Origin of the sequence: Thiohalobacter sp. IOR34, assembly GCF_030406045.1 — a bacterium.
Classification (GTDB): Bacteria; Pseudomonadota; Gammaproteobacteria; order Thiohalobacterales; family Thiohalobacteraceae.
The window spans coordinates 2,833,614-2,851,267 of record NZ_CP128988.1 but is presented as its reverse complement, the minus strand read 5'-3'; the positions used below and the strand labels follow the sequence as shown (position 1 = coordinate 2,851,267).

Sequence of the window (17,654 nt, the reverse complement as noted above, 5' to 3'; positions counted from 1 at the left end):
ACGGGGCATGGCGGCACCCTGGTAGGAGCGGCCTCCAGGCCGCGATCGAGGTGGCATCACCCGCCGTTGACGGAAACGGCGATGGCCACGAAAGCCGCGAAACCCACAAAAAAGATTGATGGCCACGGAATCCACGGAAAAACACGGAAGCTTCCTGGCTGCTGCGGGCTAGCCCACCTTCGGCAGGTGGCGCAGGGCGTCCTCGATGGCTTCCTCCGGGTACTCGAAGTCCTCCAGTTCGCCGTTGAAGTACTTGTCGTAGGCCGCCATGTCGAAGTGGCCGTGGCCGGAGAGGTTGAAGAACAGGGTCTTGGCCTCGCCACTCTCCTTGCAGCGCAGGGCCTCGTCGATGCAGGCACGGATCGCGTGGTTGGATTCCGGTGCCGGGATGATGCCCTCGCAGCGGGCGAACTGCACCCCGGCCTCGAAGGTGGCGATCTGCGGCACGGCGACGGCCTCGACCAGACCCTCGTGGTAGAGCTGCGAGACCAGGGCCGAGTCCCCGTGGTAGCGCAGCCCGCCGGCGTGGATGCCGGGCGGCATGAAGTCGTGGCCCAGGGTGTACATCTTCAGCAGCGGGGTGAGGCCGATGCTGTCGCCGAAGTCGTAGGCATAGTGGCCCCGGGTCAGGGTCGGGCAGGAGCTGGGCTCCACCGCCACCAGCCGCAGTTCGCGGCCGGCCGCCTTGTCGGCGAAGAAGGGGAAGGCAACGCCGCCGAAGTTGGAGCCGCCGCCGCAGGGTGCGAAGATCACGTCCGGATAGTCGTCGATCTTCTCGAACTGTTTCTTCGCCTCCAGACCGATCACCGTCTGGTGCAGCAGCACGTGGTTGAGCACCGAGCCCAGGGCGTAGTTGGTGTCCTCGCGTGAGGCCGCCTCCTCCACCGCCTCGGAGATGGCGATGCCTAGGGAGCCCGGCGATTCCGGATGCTCGGCGAGGATCTGCCGGCCGGCCTGGGTGCGGTCGCTGGGACTGGCCAGCACCTCGGCACCCCAGGTGTGCATCATCGAGCGGCGGAAGGGCTTCTGCTGGTAGCTGACCTTGACCATGTAGACCCGCACCTCCAGGCCGAACATCTGTCCGGCCAGGGCCAGGGAAGAGCCCCACTGGCCGGCACCGGTCTCGGTGGCCAGGCGGCGAATGCCCGCCTCGCGGTTGTAGTAGGCCTGGGCAACGGCGGTGTTGGGCTTGTGCGAGCCGGCCGGACTGACGCCCTCGTATTTGTAGTAGATCCGCGCCGGGGTGCCCAGTGCCTGCTCCAGCCGGTGGGCGCGGAACAGCGGGCTGGGGCGCCACAGGCGGTAGGCCTCGCGCACCGGCTCCGGGATGGGGATCCAGCGCTCGGCGGAGACCTCCTGTTCGATCAGCGCCATGGGGAAGATGGCGGCCAGCGCCTCGGGGCCGATCGGCTGGCCGTCCGGCCCCAGTGGTGGTTGTGGCGGGTTGGGCATGTCGGCGACCACGTTGTACCAGTGGTCGGGGATGTCGGTCTCGTCGAGCAGGATCTTGGTCTGGGACATGGGGGGTTCCTCCGCTGTTGTTGTTGTCCGGTCGCCCTATCTAAGGAGCGACAGCAGTGCGGCGCCTTGATCCAGGTCTGGAAAGCGGTGCCGCGCGTGGTCGCCGGTGACGGGATTCAGTCGCTGTTCAGTTTGTTCCCGCTAGGCTGTCTCCAACACTGAAGGGTAGCTGTTGTACCCCGTCGAACGGAAGGAGACACGCCATGAACAAAATGAAGAAGACATTCATCGCCCTGTTCGCCGGCCTCACACTGGCCAGTGCCATGCTGCCTGCCGAGGCCGGTCCGCGCGGCCGCCACCACGGCTTCAGCGACTATGCCACCGTGGTCGGGGTGGAACCGATCGTGAAATACGTGCGCGTCGCCGTGCCGCGGCAGGAGTGCTGGGACGAGGCCGTGCCGGTGTACCAGGCCGACGACTACCGCTCGGCCACGCCGATGATTCTCGGCGGCATCATCGGTGGTGTCATCGGTCACGAGATGGGCAAGGGGCGGGGCAAGGACGCCGCCACCATTGCCGGCACCATCCTCGGGGGTTCCATCGGCCGCGACATCGGCTATCGGGACCGGCCACCGGCCTACGACAGCGAGGTTCGCCGCCGCTGCCGGACCGTCAACGACTACGAAGAAGAGGAAAGGGTCGAGGGTTATCGGGTAACCTATCGCTATCAGGGACGGGAATTCACGACCCGCATGGCCAGCCGTCCCGGCCGCCGGTTGCGCGTGCGGGTCACGGTGGAACCCGACTTCTGAGGCGGCCGGGGCTGTGACGACGAGGAGCACCATGCGTTCGATGATCCCCCTGATGCTGGGCTTGCTGCTGGCCCTGCCGCCGGCGGTCGTGCTGGCCCGGCCCGATTCGCCGCCGGGACGGGCCGTTGCGCCGCGCCAGGCGGAGGCTGGCCTGGCCGAGGCGGTGCGGCGCGCCGAGCGGCGCAGCGGTGGTCGGGTGCTGAGCGCGGAACGCCGCCTGCGCGACGGCCGCCCCTGGTACCGGATCAAACTGCTGACCCCGGACGGTCGGGTGCAGGTGCTCTGGCTGGAGGCGCGCTGATGCGGTTGCTGCTGGTGGAGGACGAGGCGGCGTTGCGCGAGCAGCTGGCCGAGCGGCTGCGGGCGGCCGGCTACGCCGTGGACCTGGCCGCCGACGGCGAGGAGGGGCTCTATCTGGCCCGCGAGTATCCGCTGGACATCGCCGTGATCGATCTCGGGCTGCCCGGCCTGTCCGGGCTGGAGATCATCCGTCGTCTGCGGGCCGAGGGCCGCGACCTGCCGATCCTGATCCTGACCGCCCGCGGCCGCTGGCAGGACAAGGTGGAAGGCCTGGAGGCCGGCGCCGACGACTACCTGGTCAAGCCCTTCGAGGTCGAGGAACTGTTGGCCCGGCTACGCGCCCTGCTGCGGCGCAGCGGCGGCTGGGCCTCGCCCCGGCTGCGCTGCGGCCCCATCGAGCTGGACACCGGCAGCCAGCAGGTCAGCGTCGACGGTCGGCCGGTGGAGCTGACTGCCTACGAGTACCGCACCCTGGAATACCTGATGCTGCACGCCGGCGAGGTGGTGTCCAAGACCCGACTCACCGAGCATCTCTATGAGCAGGACTACGACCGGGACAGCAATGTGATCGAGGTGTTCATCGGCCGCCTGCGGCGCAAGCTGGATCCGGACGGCAGCCTGGCGCCGATCGAGACGGTGCGCGGCCGCGGCTATCGCTGCGCGCTGGGGCGCGATCCGGCCTGATGCTGTCGCTGCGGGCTCGCCTGCTGCTTGCCGCCCTGCTGGTGCTGGTCACCTTCATGGGCCTCACCGGCCTGGCCCTGGACCGCGCCTTCCGCACCAGTGCCGAGCAGGCGGTGCGCAGCCGGCTACAGGCCAGCCTGTACGGTCTGCTGGGCGTGCTGGACCTGGACGAGCAGGGGCGCCTGCTGGTGCCGCGAACTCTCCCCGAACCGCGTTTCGAACAGCCGGATTCCGGTCTCTACGCCCAGCTCACGGCGCCGGACGGCCGCGTGCTGTGGCGCTCTCACTCGGCCCTGGAGCGGCGCTTCCCGGTGTCCGCCGTTCCCCCTGGCGAGCGCCGCTTCCAGCGCGTCCCGGCCCCGGGGGGTGGTCTGTTCCGCCTCGACCTGGGGCTGGTCTGGGACTATGCGCCCGGTGCCGCGCGGCGCTTGACGGTGAGCGTCGCCGAGTCGGCCGAGGCCTACGAGCAGGAGGTGGCGGCCTTCCGCCGCAGCCTCTGGCTGTGGCTGGGGGCGGCCGGTGCGCTGCTGCTGCTGGTGCAGCTCGGGGTGCTGGGCTGGGGCTTGGCGCCGCTGCGTGCCGTGGCCGCCGGGGTGGCCCGGGTGCAGGCCGGTCGCCAGGAGCGCCTCGGCGGGCGCTATCCCCGCGAGCTGCAGGCGCTGACCGACAACCTGGATGCCCTGATCGCCGCCAACCGCCGCCAGCTGGCGCGTTACCGCGATGCCCTGGCCGATCTGGCGCACAGCCTGAAGACGCCGCTGGCGGTGCTGCGCGGCGCGGCCCGCGAGCACGCCGGGTCGCCCCTCGCCGCGGTGGTGGAGGAGCAGTCAGCGCGCATGGGGCAGATCGTCGACTACCAGCTGCAGCGGGCGGCCACCGCCGGGCAGGGCGCACTGCGCCCGCCGTTGCGCCTGCGCCCGGTGCTGGAACGGCTCTGTGCCAGCCTGGACAAGGTGCATGCCGACCGGGGTCTGCGCTGCGAGCTGGAGGTGGCGGCGGAGCTGCAGTGCGCGCTGGACGAGGGCGACCTGTTCGAGCTGGCCGGCAACCTGCTGGAGAATGCCTACAAGTGGGCACGCGGCCGGATACGCCTGCAGGCGGGTCTGGAGGATGGCCGGTTGCGGCTGGTGGTGGAGGACGACGGGCCCGGCATTCCGGAGACCGAGGTCGAGGCGGTACTGGCGCGCGGCCGGCGCGCCGATCAGTCGGTGCCGGGGCACGGCATCGGCCTGGCAGTGGTCAAGGACATCGTCGAGGCCTATCAGGGCCGGTTGGAGATCGGCCGCAGCGAACTCGGCGGGGCGCGGCTGGAACTGGAGCTGGAGGTGGGGTAGGGGGGCAGAATTCAGAATTCAGGAGTCAGAAGTCAGAAGTCAGAAGTCAGAAGAGAGAGTGTAGGAGCGGCCTCCAGGCCGCGATGCGGCGCAAAACGCCGCCATGGAATCCAGAATCCAGAAGCTAGAAGCTGGAGGTCAGGAGTCGTCCTGCTCCATCAGTGTGTCGAGCCTGCCTTCCATGTGCAGCTCGGTCAGCTCGTTGAAGCCGCCGATCCAGCGACCGTCGATGCTGATCTGTGGCACGGTGCGGGCGCCTTCGGTGAGGGTGGCGAACTCGCGCAGCGCGGCACGGTCGAGATCGATGCGCACTTCCTCGAAGGGGATACGCCACTTGTCGAGCAGCGCCTTGGTCTTTTCGCACACCGGACAGATGCCGGTGCTGTAGAGTTTGAGTCGTGCCATCGCGAATCTCTTCCGGGCCGGCCTTCCATTAACCCGGCAACTAATTGCCAAGTTAATATTATCCTGCGCTGAAGAGGGAATTGCGAGGGGCGGGGAAAGAGGCGCTTCAGTTGTCTGACGGTGACTGACAGGGTTGCCAGCTGCCACCGAAGTCGATCAGATCCTGTTCGGTCAGGCGGCGGTTGACGTAGAGACGGTCCAGCGTCTCCTGTTCAAGCGATTGCGCCACGCCCTCGGCATCCAGCCACTGCCACTGGCCATGGATCACCAGCTGGAAGAGGGTGACCATGATGTCGTCGAGCCGAATGGCATGCTGGCGTGCCAGTTGCCGCAGGTCGTCCAGGCGCAGCGGCCGGTCCAGCCGCTGGCAGGTCTCGCGGGCCAGGCCTTCCAGCGCAATGTCCCATTTCGGTATCTCGAACTCGTCACTCATCGGCGCTTCCCCCTCGGCTGTCTTGGTTCCCCCCTGTGTCGAGCTGGCTGGGCATTTCTTGAGCGCGACGTTCAACGGCTAACCCGGATATTGCACCAAGGCAGGCTCCGTGGGCCGGGGTGGCAGGATGGCGCGGTACCCCTTGCGCCTCGATCGCGGCCTGGAGGCCGCTCCTACGACAACATATTGTGCCGCCATGCCCCGTAGGAGCGGCCTCCAGGCCGCGATCGGGGGATCCACGGCGGGCAATGCCCGGAGTCAATCGAACAGGCACAAACCGTAACCCGCCCAGAGGGCTTTTCATGGCCATATCGTCTCGTATAGTCATCGAGTGCTGCGCGTTCCTCATCTGTAACCCGCCCAGAGGGCTTTTCATGGCCATATCGTCCCTGTATTACAGCACGAACCTCCTTCATGCGCGCCGCCTTGGTGCAATATCCGGGCTAACCGGGTGATGGCACGGATGAACGTGTTCCTCCGCATGCCTTCTTGTAGCGACAGCCTCGATACAGGCGATTCTTCGTGGCCTTGCTGCATGATCCGTGGAGGTCGCCTGCATGGCTGCGTGCAGGCACCCCCTCGGGAAACATACGCTGCCCGTCGGGAGCCGGGCATGATCTGGATCAGGAGGGGCGGGAAATCCCCTTCAGTCGAGCCACTCGGCGAGATAGTAGAGGTATTGCCCCTCGGAGGACTTGGACGGGCCGATCACCTGGGCAGCATAGCGTCGCGCCTCGGGATCGGCGGCCTGGCGCGCCGCCTCGGCCGATGCCATGAGCTGCACGCAGCTGGCCGGAAAGCGCTTGCGGCTGCGGCGTGGCACATAGACCACCGCGTAGCGCAGTTCCGAGACGCGGGTCTCAGGATCGGGGGGGACGAAACCCTTCAGGCGCATGAGGCAGCCCCCGGTCGCTGCCGGGAAGCGGCAGGTCGAGGATCACGGCGGCGATGGCCGGCAACGGGGCGGCCACCACGACGGTCTGGGATGATGGGGTGGCATTCGTGCGGGAGCATGGGGAAATCTCCTCTGGCGGCGGACCGATTGTGGCACGACCGGTGGCGGCCGCAAAGCGGTGTGCCGTTCAGGGTGATGGCTGGCGGAGGATCACGGCCGGGCCGCTACCGCTGGCGGCCGGTGCGCTGTCCCTCCCCTCCGTCGCCTCGCGGTGGATCTTCTTCAACAGTACCTGGAGCTTGCCCGGATCGGTGTCGCCGCGTTCGATGCGGCGCAGGGCCATGGCCGAGTAGCCGCCGATCGCCGCCAGCCGCCGGCCGAGCGTCTCCTCCGCCGTGGCCGGCTGGCGCTGCAGCCGGGCGGGGGCCGTCCAGCGGGGTGCCTCGTCCTCCGCTTGGGCCGGTGTCGCGGCGGGGCGGGGGCGATCGGCCGCAGGGGCGGTCGGCCGCATATCCAGCGCCAGGCCGCTGCAGAGCAGCATGCCGAGCAGGCCGAAGGGGGTGAGCGGGAAGGCGGCCTGCAGCAGGCCGGCAGCCACCAACAGGTCGAAGGTGGCGGTCTCGGTGAGCAGGATCAGACCGGCGCCGAGCGCCAGGGCAGCCCCCCGCTCGCCGCGTTCATACTGGACGTAGGCGGCGTAGAAGCCGAATACCAGGGTGGCGAGCAAGGTGAGCACGATCAGGCTCCAGCCGGTGGCGACGGCCTGGTACATGAGGTTCAGCGGGGGCTCGAAGTTGGCCAGCAGCAGCAGCGTCCAGACACAGCTCAGCAGGGTCGGGACCAGGCGCGCGCGGCTGCCGCAGTAGCCGGCAATGGCCCAGGGCAGCAGTCCCCAGAACAGCACGCCGAAGGCCACGCTCAGCTTGCCGCCGAGGAGCCACTCCGGGCTGCCCTCCTCGCCGAGCAGACCGGCCAGGGCGAAGCCGCCGAGGGCCAGCGCCATCAGGGCCAGCAGCAGGTGGGTGGCGGGGCGGACGGTGGGGCGGGTCACCGCCTGGGTGGCCTGCTGCAGCGCGGCATAGAGCCCGATTCCGGCCAGGATGTAGAGGACTGCGCTGGGCAATTCGGCCTCCTCCCCGCGGACGCGTTGCGGGGTCGTCTCGCCCCGTTCATTCAAAAATATAAACCACACAAATGCTTATGGGAAGCGTTGGGCGATGGGCCTCACGGCAACCGCCGCTGTGCTATATCCTCAGGGCAGGGATATGGAGAGGCTTCCCGACCGCTTGTGAGGGGGTGAGGGCGATGCGGAGCAAGGCGCTGTTGTTCGATCTCGATGGGGTGTTCTATCAGGGCGAGACCGCCATTCCCGGCGGCGAGGCCACGCTGCGCTGGGTGTCGGAACAGGGCATCCCCCATCTGTTTCTCTCCAATACCAGTTCCCGGCCCCGCCAGGGGTTGGTCGACAAGCTGGCGGCCATGGGTATCCACACCGATGTCGAGCATCTGCTGACCCCGCCGGCGGCGGCCAGCCGCTGGCTGCGGACCAGGGTTCGGGGCTCGGTGGCCCTGTTCGTGCCCGAGGCGACGCGCTGCGAGTTTGCCGGGTTCGCAGTCTGGCAGGAGGGTGAGGAGCAGGCCGCGGCGGTGGTGATCGGCGATCTCGGCGAGGCCTGGGACTTCCGGCGGCTGAACACCGCCTTCCGCCTGCTGATGGCCGAGCCGACGCCGCTGTTCGTGGCCCTGGGGATGACCCGTTACTGGCGCGCACCGGACGGGCTGCGCCTGGATGTGGCGCCCTTCGTCGTGGCACTGCAGCATGCCAGCGGCGTGGAACCGGTGGTGCTGGGCAAGCCGGCCGCCCCCTTCTTTGCGACGGCGGCCGAGCGCCTCGGCGTGCAGCCGGCCGACTGCCTGATGGTCGGCGACGACATCCGTGGCGACGTGCAGGGTGCGCAGCGGGCCGGCATGCGGGCCCTGCTGGTGCGGACCGGCAAGTTCCGTCCCGCCGATCTGGAGCAGGGGATTACGCCGGACGGGGTGCTGGATTCGGTTGCCGACCTCCCCGCCTGGTGGCGGGCAGAGGCGGGCTGAGCGGCTTCAGGAGTGGCAGTTTCCGTCCGATACACTGGACATGATCAAGAAGATCCCCCTGGAGAAGCTGAAGGTCGGCATGTACGTGCACGAGCTCGACTGCCGCTGGATGGACCATCCCTTCGTGGCCAACCGCTTCGCGATCCGCAACGAGGGACAGATCAGCAAGATCCGCGCGGCGGGCATCAGCGAGCTGTACATCGACACCGCCAGGGGGGGCGACCTGGAATCGGCGCCCAGCGTGGAACAGGTCGAGCAGGCCATGCAGGAGGAGGTGGAGCGTGCCGCCAGCGCCGCGCCGCCGCCACTGGCGCCGCGGGTCAGCACCGCCACCGAGGAGGTCTGCGCCCGCCAGCTGTTCAGCGAGGCGACCTCGGTGATCCGCAACCTGATGGAGGATGTGCGCCTCGGCAAGGCGGTCGAGGTCGAGGCCCTGGATCCACTGGCCGAGCGCATGGTGCAGTCGGTGTTCCGCAACCACCATGCGCTGACCGGCATCTCGCGTATCAAGTCCAAGGACGAATACACCTTCATGCACTGCGTCAGCGTGGCCGGGCTGATGATCACCTTCGCCCGCAGCCAGGGCTTCGACGAGGCGCGGATCCGCCAGGTGGCCATCGGTTCCCTGCTGCACGACATCGGCAAGACGCTGATCCCGGACGAGGTGCTGAACAAGCCGGGACGGCTGACGCCGGAGGAATTCGAGATCATGAAGCAGCATGTCACCCACAGTGGCGAGATCCTGCAGGAGACCCTGGATCTGTCGCAGACCGCGCTTGACGTGGCCATGCTGCATCACGAGCGCATGGATGGCACGGGTTATCCGCTGGGTCTCGATGGGGAGGCGATCAGCCAGGTGGGACAGATGTCGGCCATCGTCGACGTCTACGATGCCCTGACCTCGGTGCGTGTCTACAAGGATGCCTGGGAGCCGACCCATACCCTGAAGAAGATGCTGGAATGGAGTCCGGGGCATTTCTCGCGCGAGCTGGTACAGCACTTCATCCGCTGTCTCGGCATCTACCCGGTGGGATCGCTGGTCGAACTGGAGTCGGGGCGGCTGGGCATCGTCCTGGAACAGGGTGAGGACATGCTGCGTCCCCAGCTGCGCATCATCTACAGTGCAAAGAAACGCTGTTACCTGAAGGTCGAGGACATCGACCTGGCCCGCGAGAAGTCGGACCGCATCCTCTCCGCAGTGGTGCCGTCCCGCTACGGCATCGATCTCGGCGCCTTTCTCTAGCCCGGATATTGCACCAAGGATTCGATGCTCAGGGCGAGGCTGCCTTGCCAGAGTCGGCCTGACATCGAACAGGCACAAACCGTGACCCGCCCTGGGGGCCTTTCATGGCTTATCGTCCCTGAATTACAGCGCGAACCCCATTCATGCGCGCCGCCTTGGTGCAATATCCGGGCTAGCAGCCTGCTCGATATTTTGGACATCCTGCCTGCCCCATCGCGGCCTGGAGGCCGCTCCTACGGGGTATGGCAGCACGATTTGTCGTAGGAGCGGTCTCCAGGCCGCGACAGGAACACTTGGCGCCCTGGCGGCCATGGCCAGAGGCCATCCTCCTTCATGACGAGGCTTGGTGGCTTGCGCCTTGCACCTGTTCGATTTCAGGCCAGGGTACTGCCCACCCAGCCCAGCAATCCCAGCAGATAAGCGAACAGCAGTCCGAGAAGCAGGCGGGCGCTGCGGCGATAGCGGCGGCGGATCCAGGGCCGGTAAGCGGCCAGGGCGCGCAGGCCGACCAGCCAGGCCAGGAGCAGCAGTGCCGGGCCGCTGCCGGCGGCCGGCTCGCCGATCTGCAGCAGGCCGAGGCCGAGAAAGGCGGCCAGGAAGCTGGCTGTGTAGGCGGGGTAGCCGATCGCGGCCCGTTCCGACCACTGCGGCAGACGACGCATGGCCAGGCCGAGCAGTGGCAGTCCGCCGATGGCATAGAGCAGCAGGCCGCCGTGTGGCACACCGCCGGCAGGGGGCGGCAGCAGCCGGGCGCCCAGCCACAGGACATGGACGGCGGCGGCGAAGCCGAGCAGACGCAGGGGCTCTGCGGCCAGTTGCCACCAAAGGTGACCGAGCGGGCCGCGTTCGGCGGGCTGGAGCGGGCCTATCGCCAGGCACATGAGCACAAACCTCGGAGCATGGGCAGAGGATAGGGTTGCGGCAGGAGGGATGACAGTGACTTTGTCACTGGACGGCAAAAGCCGAGGTTACCTCCCGGCACGCGAGGCGGGAGTTCGTGCAGGAAAAAAACCGGAGCCGCCGACGGACGGCTCCGATGACAAATCAGTTCTGTACCGAGACGTTGGTCGCCTGCAGGCCCTTGGGGCCCTTCTCGACATCGAAGCTGACGGTCTGACCTTCAGCCAGGGTCTTGAAGCCGTCGCCGAGGATGGCGGAGAAGTGAACGAAGACATCCTCGCTGCCATCGGACGGAGCGATGAAACCAAAGCCTTTGGATTCGTTAAACCATTTAACCGTGCCTGTAGCCATTTGAATAGTGCCTCTGGTATAGCCTGTTGGATAAAGACGTGCGTGTAATTGCAGATGGCGGAAGCAGATGAGCTGGCGAGCACAACGATCCGTGACAGCATGCAATTCGCCCGATTCTAACCGACCGTCTGGAAAAGCGCCAATGGCCCGCGCCATGCCGTTGACGCGCGCTGGCGGTTATACTTTTCTGGCTTATCGTCCCTCCAGCCTGATGGTCGTTTCCCATGCTGTTCACGCTCTGGTGTTGCCCCGTATGCCGTGCGCCCCTGCAGGGTGAGGGGCAGCGTTTGTGCTGTGTCCAGGGGCATGCCTTCGACCGTGCCCGCGAGGGTTATGTCAATCTGTTGCTCGCCCATCGGCGGCGCAGCAAGGCGCCGGGCGACGACCGGCAGATGCTGCTCGGCCGGCGCGAGTTTCTCGAGCGTGGCTACTACCGGCCGCTCGCCGAACGCCTGGCCGGGCTTGCTGCCGGTCTGGCGGCATCCCATGCCGGGGAGGGTTTTGCCCTGCTCGATCTCGGCTGCGGCGAAGGTTATTACACGGCACGGGTGAGTGCCGCCGTGACCGAGGTGCGTCCGGCGGCCTCGAGCTGGTGCGCTGCCCTGGACATCGCCAAGCCGGCGGTGCGCATGGCGGCGCGCCGCCATGCCGGCATCGACTTCGCCGTCGCCAGCAGCGCCGAGGTGCCGCTGGCCGATCACAGCCTGGATCTCGTGCTGCGCATCTTCGCGCCGCCCCATGACAGCGAGGTGACGCGTCTGTTGCGTCCGGGTGGCCATCTGCTCACGGTGAACCCGGGAGCGCGCCATCTGCATGCCCTGCGCCGCCAGCTCTACGACCGGCCGCGCGAGCATGCTCCGCGACAGCCACGGATCGAGGGTTTGCGGCATCTGCAGCGCATCGCCCTCGACTTCGAGATCGAGGTCGCCGCGGCGGATGTGGCGCGGTTGCTGGCGATGACGCCCTATTACTGGCAGGTGCCGGCCGAACGCCAGGCGCGCATCGCCGCCCTGCCGGGGCTGGCGACCGAGGTGGCCTTTTGCATCGACCTCTATCGGCACCCTTGACCGGGGTCAAACACAGGCGGCGACACATTGCCTATAGTCGAAGTCGATTGCGGTAGCCGAACATTGATGAGGTGGTGGCATGAAGGCAGAGGAAAAGGCGGCACTGGCCAGAGAGGCCTACCAGAAGGCCTTTGACTACGAGCTGCAATACGGCTGCTGTCCGCAGTGCGTGCTGACCACGGTCAAGGAGACCATCGGCGTGGTCAGCGACGAAACCATCAAGGCCAGCCACGGCCTGTCCGGCGGTGGCGGGCTGAGCGGCATCGGCACCTGTGGCGCGCTGTCCGGCGGCCTGGTCGCTCTGAGCGCCAAGCGCGGCCGGGATCGCGACAAGTTCGACAAGGGCAAGTGCATCTCCAACTTCAAGCTGGGTCAGCAGCTGGTGGAGCGTTTCCGCGAGGAATTCGGCGGCACCACCTGCCAGGAGTTGCAGCAGCAGTTCACCGGCCAGACCTACAATCTGTGGGATGCCAAGGAATACGCCGCCTTCGACAAGGCACGCGAGCACAACTGCGCCAGGGCAACGGCGCTGGTGACCCAGTGGGTGGTGGAGATGCTATGAAGCGAAGGCGGCGATGAGCGAATCGGATCAGGCGGCGCGTATCGAGGCCCTGGAGTCGCGCCTTGCGCACCAGGAACTGGCGATCGAGGAGCTGACCCGTACCCTGCTGGCCCAGGAACGGTTGCTGCGCGAGCAGGACGAGACCCTGCGGCGGCTGCAGCTCCAGCTGCAGCAACTGTCCGAACGCATGCCAGGGCAGGTCGGGGAGGAGCGGCCGCCACACTATTAACCCGCATATTGCACCAAGGCGGCCTTGAAAGCGTAATTTTTCCAGTATATATCAAGGCAGTAATTCCCTATGCGAACAATTGTGCCCTGTTACAGTTCGCGCCTCGATCGCGGCCTGGAGACCGCTCCTACAAGGCATGGCGGCACAATGTGTTGACGTAGGAGCGGCCTCCAGGCCGCGATTGGGGGGGGGCACGGCGGGCAATGCCCGGAGTCGACCGAACAGGCACAAAGCCGGGTTAATACCAGCCTGCACGCCGATCATGCGGACCGGCTTGGTGCAACATGCGGGTTAACCCGGATGATGGCGTGGCTGGAGCCGCTGGAGATCGCGGCCTGGAGGCCGCTCCTACGGGGTATGGCAGCGCGATTTGTCGTAGGAGCGGTCTCCAGGCCGCGACAGGAACATTTGGTGACCATGGCCAGAGACCATCCTCCTTCTAACCCGGCAACCAAATAGGTTGTGTTCAACCGCCTCAGTCCTTGTCGAGCAGGTCCTTCAGGGCGGCGAAGGGGTTGTGGGTGGCACTGTCCGTGGGGCTTGTCTCGCCAGGTGCGGGGTTGCCGGCCTCCAGTTGCCGCTGGTGCTCGTTGTCGTGGCAGTAGAGGCAGAGCAATTCCCAGTTGCTGCCGTCCGGCGGGTTGTTGTCGTGATTGTGGTCGCGATGGTGTACCGTCAGCTCGCGCAGGTTGGTGCGGTTGAACTCGCGGCCGCAGCGACCGCAGACCCAGGGGTACATGCCCAGCGCCTTCTCCCGGTAGCCGCGTTCGCGCGCCTCGCGGTTGGCGCGGGCCTCGGCCACCACCTGGTCGAGCCGGCTGCCGCCCTTGCCGCCGTTCATGAGTTGCCCGCCGCGCTGGCGGCCCCGTTGCCGGCCTCGGGCTCATAGCCGAGGTTGGGCGCCAGCCAGCGCTCGGCATCCTCCAGCGACATGCCCTTGCGCCGGGCGTAGTCCTCGACCTGATCGCGGTTGATCTTGCCGACGCCGAAGTACTTCGACTGCGGGTGGCTGAAGTACCAGCCGGATACCGAGGCCGCGGGCATCATGGCGAAGGCATCGGTGAGCGCGATGCCGGCATTCTCCACCGGGTTGATGAGCTTCCACAGCAGGGCCTTCTCGGTGTGCTCCGGGCAGGCCGGGTAGCCCGGCGCGGGACGGATGCCGCGGTATTCCTCCTTCACCAGCTGCTCGTTGCTGAGCCGCTCCTCGGCGGCGTAGCGCCAGTATTCGCGGCGCACCTTCTCGTGCATCAGCTCGGCAAAGGCCTCGGCCAGGCGGTCGGCCAGCGATTTGAGCATGATGGCGTGATAGTCGTCGTGTTCGGCCTCGAAGCGCGCCAGGTGCGGCTCGATGCCGATACCGGCGGTGACGGCGAAGGCGCCCAGGTAGTCCTTCAATCCCGTCTCCCTGGGCGCGATGAAGTCGGCCAGACACTGGTTGGGCCGGCCGGCCGGCTTGCGGTTCTGCTGGCGCAGGTGATGCAGGGTGAGGCGCGGCTCGCGGCGGCTGTCGTCGCTGTAGATCTCGATGTCGTCGTCGCCCACCTGGTTGGCCGGGAAGATGCCGATCACGGCCCGCGCCCGCAGCCATTTCTCGTCGATGATCTGCCGCAGCATCTGCTGTGCGTCCTCGAACAGCTGGCGGGCCTGTTCGCCGACCAGCGGATCGTCGAGGATCTTCGGATAGCTGCCGGCCAGCTCCCAGGTCTTGAAGAAGGGCGTCCAGTCGATGTAGCGGGCGATCTCCTCCAGCGGATAGTCGTCGAACACCTTGATGCCGAGGAAGGCGGGGACCGGTGGTTCATAGCCCTGCCAGTCGATCGGTGTCTTGTTGGCGCGCGCCTCCTCCAGGCTCAGCCAGTCGGTGCGGCGCTGCTTGCCGGCATGCTGGGCGCGGACCTTGTCGTACTCCTCGCGGATCTGGCGCACATAGGCCTCGCGGTGTTCCTCGCTGACCAGGTTCTGGGCCACGCCGACGGCACGCGAGGCGTCCTTGACGTAGACCGTGGTGCCCTCGTAGTTGGGCTGGATCTTGACCGCGGTATGCACCCGCGAGGTGGTGGCACCGCCGATCAGCAGCGGGGTCTCGAAGCCCTGGCGCTGCATCTCCCTGGCGACATGGGCCATTTCGTCCAGCGAAGGGGTGATCAGGCCGGACAGGCCGATGATGTCCACCTGGTGTTCGCGGGCCTGTTCGAGGATGGTGTTGGCCGGCACCATCACCCCCAGGTCGATGACCTCGAAGTTGTTGCACTGCAGCACCACGCCGACGATGTTCTTGCCGATGTCGTGCACGTCGCCCTTGACGGTGGCCATCAGGATCCTGCCCTTGGCGCTGTCGCTGTCCTGGTTGGCCGCCTTCTCTGCCTCGATGTAGGGCAGCAGGTGGGCCACGGCCTTCTTCATCACCCGGGCGCTCTTCACCACCTGCGGCAGGAACATCTTGCCGGCGCCGAACAGGTCGCCGACCACGTTCATGCCGGCCATCAGCGGTCCCTCGATGACCTGGATCGGGCGCTCGAACTGCAACCGCGCCGCTTCGGTGTCTTCCTCGACATAGGTGTCGATGCCCTTGACCAGGGCGTGTTCCAGCCGCTTCTCCACCGGCCAGTCGCGCCAGGCCAGGTCCTCCTTTTTCTCCGCTGGTCCGCCGTCGCCGCGGTACTTGTCGGCGATTTCCAGCAGCCGTTCGGTGGCGTCGGGGCGGCGGTTGAGCACCACGTCCTCGACCCGCTCGCGCAGTTCGGCCGGTATGTCCTCGTAGACGGCGAGCTGGCCGGCGTTGACGATGCCCATGTCCATGCCGGCCTGGATGGCGTGATAGAGGAACACCGCGTGGATGGCCTCGCGCACCGGATTGTTGCCGCGGAACGAGAAGGAGACGTTGGATACACCGCCCGACACCTTGGCATGCGGCAGGTTCTGCTTGATCCAGCGGGTGGCCTCGATGAAGTCGACGGCGTAGTTGTTGTGTTCCTCGATGCCGGTGGCGACGGCGAAGATGTTGGGGTCGAAGATGATGTCCTCGGGCGGGAAGGAGAGTTTTTCCGTGAGCAGCTTGTAGGCGCGGCTGCAGATCTCGGTCTTGCGCGCGAAGGTGTCGGCCTGACCCTGCTCGTCGAAGGCCATGACGATGGCGGCGGCGCCGTAGCGGCGGCACAGCCGTGCCTGTTCGAGAAACTTCGCCTCGCCTTCCTTGAGACTGATGGAGTTGACGATGCCCTTGCCCTGCAGGCGTTTCAGGCCAGCCTCGAGGATCGGCCACTTGGAGGAGTCGACCATCACCGGCACCCGCGAGATGTCGGGTTCGGCGGCGGCCAGGTTGAGGAAGGTGACCATCGCCTGCTCGCCGTCGAGCATGCCCTCGTCCATGTTGACGTCGATGATCTGGGCGCCGTTCTCCACCTGCTCGCGGGCCACCTCCAGCGCGGTGTCGTAGTCGCCCTCCAGGATCAGCCGCTTGAAGCGGGCGCTGCCGGTGACATTGGTGCGCTCGCCGACGTTGACGAACAGCGAGTCATCGCGGACGTTGAGCGGTTCCAGGCCTGCCAGGCGCAGCGTGTGGTCGTGTGCGGGGATCGGCCGTGGCGGATACTTGGACACCGCCTCGGCGATGGCCTTGATGTGGGCCGGGGTGGTACCGCAGCAGCCGCCGATGATGTTGAGGAAGCCGGAGGCGGCCCACTCGCCGATCTCCTTGGCCATCGCCTCGGGCGATTCGTCGTATTCACCGAACTCGTTGGGCAGCCCGGCATTGGGATGGGCGTTGACGCCGCAGTCGGCGAAGCCGGACAGCTCCTCGATGTGCTGGCGCAGCTGCTTGGCGCCCAGGGCGCAGTTGAAGCCGAGCGAGATCGGCTCGACGTGGCGCATGGAATTGAAGAAGGCCTCGGCGGTCTGGCCGGACAGGGTGCGGCCGGAGGCGTCGGTGATGGTGCCGGAGATCATCACCGGCAGCCTGTTGCCCGAGTCCTCGAAATACTGCTGCACGGCGAAGGCCGCCGCCTTGGCGTTCAGGGTGTCGAAGATGGTCTCGATCAGGATCAGGTCGGCGCCGCCCTCGGTGAGTGCCCGGGTGGCTTCATAATAGGTGTCGCGCAGTTCGTCGAAGGTGATGTTGCGGAACCCCGGGTCGTTGACGTCGGGGGAGATGCTGGCGGTGCGGCTGGTCGGACCCAGAACCCCGGCGACGAAGCGCGGCCTGTCCGGGGTGGAGAATTCGTCCGCCGCCTCCCGTGCCAGACGCGCCGATGCGTGGTTGATCTCGTAGACCAGATCCTGCTGCTGGTAGTCGGCCAGCGACACGCTGGTTGAGTTGAAGGTGTTGGTCTCGACGATGTCCGCGCCGGCTTCCAGATAGGCGCGGTGGATGTCGCGGATGATCTGCGGCTGGGTCAGTGACAGCAGGTCATTGTTGCCTTTCAGGTCCACCGGCCAGTCGGCGAAGCGCTCACCGCGGTAATCGGCCTCCTGCAGCTTGTGGGCCTGGATCATGGTGCCCATGGCCCCGTCCAGGATGAGAATCCGTTCCTTGATCAGCTCTTCGAGTTTTTTCATGGTGATTCAATGACCTGTAGTAGACCCTGGAGTCCAGGGCCTGTTAACACGCCCCCAATGGGTTCTGCTGGGACCGTTTTTTTCGTCCAGCAAGGCAGAATGAGCGAAATGTAGTCAGTCTACATGAGCGAATGATAACGCCGCTGGGCGGAAAAACAGCCCCAGCCCTGCGGGTAGCGCCTGAAAAAGCGCCACTCCGCGTTGCTCGCCGTTCATTTGCGTCACCAAACTGCTCTCCTCGCGCCTCGATTGGCGCTTTTTCAGGGGCAACAGAGCCCATTGGGGGCGTGTTATTAACCCGGCAACTAACCCGGATATTGCATCAGG

The 17,654-nt window shown here is 66.7% G+C and carries 18 protein-coding genes; 9 read left to right on the top strand and 9 right to left on the bottom strand.

Annotated features, from left to right (window positions below):
- Positions 1-168: 168 nt before the first annotated feature.
- Positions 169-1,521: a TrpB-like pyridoxal phosphate-dependent enzyme gene (locus tag QVG61_RS13105; protein WP_289931111.1), complete on the bottom strand. Its 1,353-nt coding sequence runs from the start codon at positions 1,519-1,521 to the stop codon at positions 169-171.
- 203 nt (positions 1,522-1,724) lie between these two features.
- Here QVG61_RS13105 and QVG61_RS13100 point away from each other — a divergent pair, with 203 nt between their 5' ends.
- From QVG61_RS13100 to QVG61_RS13085, 4 genes are read left to right on the top strand one after another with little or no spacing between them, the layout of a single operon-like run.
- The gene (locus tag QVG61_RS13100; protein WP_289931108.1) at positions 1,725-2,273 is read left to right on the top strand and encodes a glycine zipper 2TM domain-containing protein; all 549 of its coding nucleotides are present in this window, start codon (positions 1,725-1,727) and stop codon (positions 2,271-2,273) included.
- 31 nt (positions 2,274-2,304) lie between these two features.
- Positions 2,305-2,574: a hypothetical protein gene (locus QVG61_RS13095; RefSeq protein ID WP_289931107.1), complete on the top strand. Its 270-nt coding sequence runs from the start codon at positions 2,305-2,307 to the stop codon at positions 2,572-2,574.
- Entirely contained in the window at positions 2,574-3,257 is a 684-nt protein-coding gene (locus tag QVG61_RS13090) for a response regulator transcription factor (protein WP_289931106.1), read from the top strand. The genes QVG61_RS13095 and QVG61_RS13090 overlap by 1 nt, the downstream gene beginning before the upstream one ends.
- Positions 3,257-4,591 carry an ATP-binding protein gene (locus QVG61_RS13085; protein ID WP_289931105.1) on the top strand — a complete coding sequence of 445 codons (1,335 nt, stop codon included), beginning with the start codon at positions 3,257-3,259 and terminating at the stop codon, positions 4,589-4,591. Before QVG61_RS13090 ends, QVG61_RS13085 begins: the two co-directional genes overlap by 1 nt.
- A gap of 138 nt (positions 4,592-4,729) precedes the next feature.
- On the opposite strand, the gene QVG61_RS13080 is transcribed toward QVG61_RS13085, so the two are convergent.
- The 4 genes from QVG61_RS13080 to QVG61_RS13065 form a co-directional block, all read right to left on the bottom strand.
- Positions 4,730-4,996, bottom strand: a complete 267-nt coding sequence (locus tag QVG61_RS13080; protein ID WP_289931104.1) for a glutaredoxin domain-containing protein — start codon at positions 4,994-4,996, stop codon at positions 4,730-4,732.
- 106 nt (positions 4,997-5,102) lie between these two features.
- Positions 5,103-5,429: a hypothetical protein gene (locus tag QVG61_RS13075; protein WP_289931103.1), complete on the bottom strand. Its 327-nt coding sequence runs from the start codon at positions 5,427-5,429 to the stop codon at positions 5,103-5,105.
- Positions 5,430-6,075: 646 nt separating this feature from the next.
- The gene (locus QVG61_RS13070) at positions 6,076-6,318 is read right to left on the bottom strand and encodes a hypothetical protein (RefSeq protein WP_289932789.1); all 243 of its coding nucleotides are present in this window, start codon (positions 6,316-6,318) and stop codon (positions 6,076-6,078) included.
- A 193-nt stretch (positions 6,319-6,511) separates the two neighbouring features.
- Entirely contained in the window at positions 6,512-7,447 is a 936-nt protein-coding gene (locus QVG61_RS13065) for a hypothetical protein (RefSeq protein WP_289931101.1), read from the bottom strand.
- A 182-nt stretch (positions 7,448-7,629) separates the two neighbouring features.
- On the opposite strand from QVG61_RS13065, the gene QVG61_RS13060 reads away from it, so the two are divergent.
- A complete protein-coding gene (locus tag QVG61_RS13060; protein ID WP_289931100.1) occupies positions 7,630-8,418 on the top strand; it encodes a TIGR01458 family HAD-type hydrolase in 789 nt (262 codons plus the stop codon).
- A gap of 40 nt (positions 8,419-8,458) precedes the next feature.
- Complete coding sequence (locus QVG61_RS13055; RefSeq protein ID WP_289931099.1) at positions 8,459-9,661, top strand: HD-GYP domain-containing protein; 1,203 nt, start codon at positions 8,459-8,461, stop codon at positions 9,659-9,661.
- A 374-nt stretch (positions 9,662-10,035) separates the two neighbouring features.
- On the opposite strand, the gene QVG61_RS13050 is transcribed toward QVG61_RS13055, so the two are convergent.
- Together QVG61_RS13050 and QVG61_RS13045 are read right to left on the bottom strand one after the other, a co-directional pair.
- Positions 10,036-10,542: a hypothetical protein gene (locus QVG61_RS13050; RefSeq protein WP_289931097.1), complete on the bottom strand. Its 507-nt coding sequence runs from the start codon at positions 10,540-10,542 to the stop codon at positions 10,036-10,038.
- 163 nt (positions 10,543-10,705) lie between these two features.
- Entirely contained in the window at positions 10,706-10,912 is a 207-nt protein-coding gene (locus QVG61_RS13045; protein WP_289932786.1) for a cold-shock protein, read from the bottom strand.
- 224 nt (positions 10,913-11,136) lie between these two features.
- On the opposite strand from QVG61_RS13045, the gene QVG61_RS13040 reads away from it, so the two are divergent.
- The 3 genes from QVG61_RS13040 to QVG61_RS13030 all read left to right on the top strand — a co-directional run bounded on the left by QVG61_RS13040 (position 11,137) and on the right by QVG61_RS13030 (position 12,770).
- Positions 11,137-11,979: a putative RNA methyltransferase gene (locus QVG61_RS13040; protein ID WP_289931096.1), complete on the top strand. Its 843-nt coding sequence runs from the start codon at positions 11,137-11,139 to the stop codon at positions 11,977-11,979.
- Between the two features lie 79 nt (positions 11,980-12,058).
- Positions 12,059-12,541, top strand: a complete 483-nt coding sequence (locus tag QVG61_RS13035; RefSeq protein WP_289931095.1) for a C-GCAxxG-C-C family protein — start codon at positions 12,059-12,061, stop codon at positions 12,539-12,541.
- A gap of 13 nt (positions 12,542-12,554) precedes the next feature.
- Positions 12,555-12,770 (top strand): SlyX family protein, encoded by a 216-nt coding sequence (locus tag QVG61_RS13030; protein ID WP_289931094.1) that lies wholly within the window; start codon positions 12,555-12,557, stop codon positions 12,768-12,770.
- 475 nt (positions 12,771-13,245) lie between these two features.
- Here QVG61_RS13030 and QVG61_RS13025 read toward each other — a convergent pair whose 3' ends face one another.
- Complete coding sequence (locus QVG61_RS13025; RefSeq protein ID WP_289931093.1) at positions 13,246-13,611, bottom strand: YajD family HNH nuclease; 366 nt, start codon at positions 13,609-13,611, stop codon at positions 13,246-13,248.
- Positions 13,608-17,327 (bottom strand): methionine synthase, encoded by a 3,720-nt coding sequence (metH, locus tag QVG61_RS13020; protein WP_289931092.1) that lies wholly within the window; start codon positions 17,325-17,327, stop codon positions 13,608-13,610. The genes QVG61_RS13025 and metH overlap by 4 nt, the downstream gene beginning before the upstream one ends.
- Positions 17,328-17,654: the final 327 nt, after the last annotated feature.